The sequence below is a fragment of the Dokdonella soli genome (genome assembly GCF_039523175.1).
GTDB lineage: Bacteria > Pseudomonadota > Gammaproteobacteria > Xanthomonadales > Rhodanobacteraceae > Dokdonella_A > Dokdonella_A soli.
Genome location: NZ_BAAAEU010000019.1, coordinates 1 through 4,052, shown reverse-complemented (window position 1 = coordinate 4,052; position 4,052 = coordinate 1). Strand labels below are relative to the sequence as shown.

Genomic DNA, 4,052 nt, shown 5'->3' with positions numbered 1-4,052 from the left:
CCTCTTCGTCGCGGAGCGGGAATCTTGTGACCGGTTGACGAGGGCGGCGAAATGGTGACCCCGTTATCGGTCTTGCCCTGCCTGCGGGTCGGTGCCGTCGAGGAAGGCGCGGATCGCTTCGCGGCCCAGCGCCGCCCCATCCATCTGTCGTCGTCGGGCCAGCTCGCGCAGCCGCTCCAGGTCATGGCTGGGCAGGCGCAGGGTGAGGCGGTCGGCTTTCGTCTCGTCGTTCACGGTGGACATGCAGGCTCGGTTCCTTGGCTTGCGCGTAAGCGCGCGTCTTCAAGATAGTCCGCGCACAACCCCCTTTCGGGTCGGAGACCCCCACATTTGGACGCACGTTTCCGAGGGGTACATCGCCACCGCGTTCAACGAACACGGCGGCTCGGCCATTCGCACACACCCTCATCTCAGCGTCTGCGACAGCCCGTCGATGGCAGACACGCCGAGCGCGTCAGAACAAGGCCGCTGAGGGCAACGGCAGCCAACCGACGCGCATGGCTGCCGGACTGGCCGCCACCGCAACTTCTTGAGACGCAATAAAAAAGGGGCGCTTTCGCGCCCCTTTGACTGCCATCGGCAGATGCGTCGGGTGTGCCTGACTATTTGCTCAGGTCGCTATTGTCACTTTTCAAACTTGAGCGCCACTGTTCGCCAACCACTTCCCCAGACGTATTCCTCAACAAGAACCTGATCTTTCGATATCGACTTGATGCGGCCCGAGTCCCGAGTGACGACATCTCCTTCACGCACGGTTCTCTTTTCACCTAGCTCGTTCACCACTGTGGCGACCAAGCCGGACTCATTCTGTTCAACATTCGACACCAGCAACTTGCTTGGGTCGTTTATCAATCGAGCAGATCGCGCTATTTGCACCGCACGACTAATCGAAGCGCAGGAACTCCAATCTACTGGAACCTGTATGGTGAGGCTGCGATCCTGTGATGGGCTTCGAGGCTGATAGCCAAGCAACAAATCCTTCTTCGCATAATCCTTCCATCGAAAGAGCTTGATCGACTGGCTAGAACCGGATTTCAGCAGTTTGGTATTCGGCCATTCGGATGGATCTTTGTCGAACAAGACGCGTATGTCCCCGTCTGGCGTTTGCCAAAGATAGTCTCCACTATCCGTCGAGGTGATCGGTCCTCTTGCATCAGCGGGAAGATCAATAGCGACCGCAAGAAATTCTCGGGAAACCAAAGCCGGGCTCGATGGCCCCTGAACAGACAGGCACTTGTCTGCACTATTTGGCGCTGACCACCCTGCGCTTGGATTAAGCAGTAGTGCAAACAAGATGCCGCATTGGATCGAAGCATTCATGTTCAACCTCAATGTACTGGCGTGCACACGCTGGTCGATGGAACCGATGGCCCAGGTGGTCCTGGGTCACCTGGCACGCCCAGGCCCTGACCGTGATTCCAGCCACATTTGTGAGCGAATTCATGAACAGCTACCACACCCCACCAATCTCCGGTGTTCGGAAGCGAAGAGTTCATGCACACAACGACGGAATTGCCAGAACCATCATGACCGTTCGGAACGCCAACGTTCTTAACGCCGCCGCTGGGCTGCTGACATTGCATCTGCGGACAGTTCCCATCACAACTCACTTTCATGCGCCTGCATTTGTCGCGAACACAGTCCCGGAGAGCTTTATCTGTGATCTTTGCGGCGGCGCCGCCTGAACCAAAGCATTCGTATTTGATGCTCTTCTTCTGCTCGTCACCGCAATTCCCACCACATTGCGCCTCAAGACCAACACTATCGAAGTAGCGAAGGGGGTTCGCTTCGACGTAGCCATAAGTGCTCGACCCGCCCCTAAGTCCAACAGGATCGGATTCGATGTAACGTCCGGTGCCCGGCTCGTAGTCGCGGTAGTAGTGTAGTTCAGCCCGGTCTCGGCATCGTAATACTGGCCGGGCAACCACACCCTTGACGCACCTCGTCGCAATGACGGCGATTACTTTCGACAACTTTTCGCGTTCGCCCCATCGTCCTTCAAAACGACTTTTGCCATATGAGCCTCCGGCAATGACTGACCTTCCACCCGAACGGCGATAGTAATTTCATATATTCCAGCAGGCCGGCTGCTGAAGTAGGTACCTCTCCCACAATCAGCCCCAGTGACTATGGGCTGCATGCTCACATCGCCATTTCGAGCCGGCATCTCCTTAGCCTGCCCCCGGACATAGCCGAATGGCGATTTGCATTCATGCCCGAGCACTTTTTCCCACGTCAATTTCCGAAGAGGCTGTTCCTCTCGGATTACGCTCGATCCTTGTTCGTCCTTGACTTCGAACAAAATTGAGACAGTCGAGTCTAGAAGCGAACAGTCAGAGGCGTCTGGGATCACACCAAGGACGAACTCGCGAGCCGGCAATCCTGCCGCGCGGAAGTGCCATTCACGTGGCTGCGCTAAGTCAATCGAGCCCAAATTCACTTCATAGCGTTTGGCCCAGTAACGCGAACCATGATCCACCAAGGTTCCGTCTCCTTTGTAGCTCGACGCCGAATAGCAGGCCGTCACAAGAGCTAGCGGAGCTAGGAGAGCCATCGACCAGCGCATCGCCAATTGCATTCTCATTTGCCACCTCCATACGGCGGTGCGGGCGAGTGTCCCCACCCGCGAGCCCAGCCAAAATTTGGTTTCTTCAAGTGACATGCGCTTGCCACCGTCGAGGCAAATGTGTTGCTGTTCGGCCCCCAGACTGCAGAGTACTTGCTTGGGTTTGGATACCCGGCGATCGCCTTTTTCACGCAATCATCGGTATCGCAGTTGTCGGTCCACGGACCACATTTCGTATCCTCTGCGTTCGGATCATTGAATGGATTGTTGTTCCGAATGAACGCTTCTCCGTTAGCGGCATCAGGATCGTCCCAGTCGCCGTGAAGTCCCGTTTGACCACCGGAATCGGAATCTATAAAGCAATGCACCACCAGATGACCGAGAGCGGGGATAGCGCTGATCTTTCTACAACAGATGCGTGCTTTCAACCCTGTCGGATCGCTTGCAATCAGCGGATTGTCATTGACATAGGCATACGTGTTGAGACCGCCCCATAGCCCAATCGGATCGCTCTCGATGTAGCGCCCGGTGCCCGGCTCATAGTCGCGGAAGTAGTTGTAGTGCAGCCCGGTTTCTGAGTCGTAGTACTGGCCGGGGAAGCGCAGATTGAGCGTCAACGATCCCGTCGGCGCGTTCGTCCCGAACGTACTCGCCAGCGGGTCCCAACTCCACACCGTCGCATTGGTCGTCGGGTTGAACGCGAGCCGTGGCGTGCCGAGGTGGTCGGTCTCGAGGGCATACAGCGTGCCGCTGGCGACGACGGCGACCGGCACGTTGTCGAGGTAGACATACTCGTTCTGCACCGCGCCGGTCTTGGCATAGTCGCCGAGCATCTGGCCATTTTCGCCATACACGAACCACGTGCTGCTGGTGAGAGTCGGGCCGCCGCCAGTTACCACGGTGCGGGATTTGCCCACCCGCTCGCCGCGGCCATTCAGGGCGTAGGTCTCGGTGGTATCGGAGCCCGGGTAAGAGGCGCATATTTCGGTGATCGGGTCGCATACGGAGCTACCCGGTGTACTGGCGACATGTACGTACGATAGGCGGTTCCGATCGTCGTAACTCAGTGTCGGTAGCTGCCCGGTGTGCTGCGCCGTCGTGTTGCCATTCAAATCGTACGTGCGCGCGACACCCGCCACGCTCGTCAGCTGGTGCGTGCCAGCCGTGTAGGCGTAGGCCTGCGCGGCGCCCCCATTCAGGCTCGCACTCAGCCGATCGCCGGTCTTGTCGTAACTGTAACTCTCCAGCGGAGCCGGCGGCGTCGCGCCGGTTTGCGCCGTGGTCAAGCGATACAACGGATCGTAGGCATAGCGGCGATCCGGCGTGGCTGGATTGAGGCTGGCGCTGGCACGGGTGATATCGCCCATCACGTCGACCCCCAACCCGAGCGTCAGGCCGCCGCTGACCGAACTCGCGATCGAGGAGATCGCATAGTCCTGGTCGTAGGTCTTGGTCAGCGTGCGAGTGTTGCCGAACGTCAGCGTGT

General features: G+C 58.2%; 5 protein-coding genes and 1 pseudogene. 1 reads left to right on the top strand and 5 read right to left on the bottom strand.

Going from position 1 to position 4,052, the window contains the following annotated elements:
- Window positions 1-63 precede the first annotated feature (63 nt).
- Together ABD002_RS12890 and ABD002_RS12885 are read right to left on the bottom strand one after the other, a co-directional pair.
- Entirely contained in the window at window positions 64-243 is a 180-nt protein-coding gene (locus tag ABD002_RS12890) for a ribbon-helix-helix protein, CopG family (RefSeq protein WP_343791719.1), read from the bottom strand.
- Between the two features lie 381 nt (window positions 244-624).
- The gene (locus tag ABD002_RS12885; protein ID WP_343791717.1) at window positions 625-1,320 is read right to left on the bottom strand and encodes a hypothetical protein; all 696 of its coding nucleotides are present in this window, start codon (window positions 1,318-1,320) and stop codon (window positions 625-627) included.
- 122 nt (window positions 1,321-1,442) lie between these two features.
- Here ABD002_RS12885 and ABD002_RS12880 point away from each other — a divergent pair, with 122 nt between their 5' ends.
- Entirely contained in the window at window positions 1,443-1,685 is a 243-nt protein-coding gene (locus ABD002_RS12880) for a hypothetical protein (RefSeq protein WP_343791721.1), read from the top strand.
- A gap of 126 nt (window positions 1,686-1,811) precedes the next feature.
- On the opposite strand, the pseudogene ABD002_RS12875 reads toward ABD002_RS12880, so the two are convergent.
- From ABD002_RS12875 to ABD002_RS12865, 3 genes and pseudogenes are all read right to left on the bottom strand, one after another.
- Window positions 1,812-1,928: pseudogene (locus ABD002_RS12875) on the bottom strand (hypothetical protein); the annotation flags it as partial.
- Window positions 1,929-1,960: 32 nt separating this feature from the next.
- Entirely contained in the window at window positions 1,961-2,584 is a 624-nt protein-coding gene (locus ABD002_RS12870) for a hypothetical protein (RefSeq protein WP_343791715.1), read from the bottom strand.
- On the bottom strand, window positions 2,581-4,052 hold a 1,472-nt coding region (locus tag ABD002_RS12865), incomplete at its 5' end, for an RHS repeat-associated core domain-containing protein (RefSeq protein WP_343791714.1). The genes ABD002_RS12870 and ABD002_RS12865, both read right to left, overlap by 4 nt.

Excerpts from the sequence above, each read along its gene's own strand:
- ABD002_RS12880 (WP_343791721.1), top strand. The coding sequence starts at position 1,443 with ATGAACAGCTACCACACCCCACCAATCTCCGGTGTTCGGAAGCGAAGA.
- ABD002_RS12890 (WP_343791719.1), bottom strand. The coding sequence starts at position 243 with ATGTCCACCGTGAACGACGAGACGAAAGCCGACCGCCTCACCCTGCGC.
- ABD002_RS12870 (WP_343791715.1), bottom strand. The coding sequence starts at position 2,584 with ATGAGAATGCAATTGGCGATGCGCTGGTCGATGGCTCTCCTAGCTCCG.
- ABD002_RS12885 (WP_343791717.1), bottom strand. The coding sequence starts at position 1,320 with ATGAATGCTTCGATCCAATGCGGCATCTTGTTTGCACTACTGCTTAAT.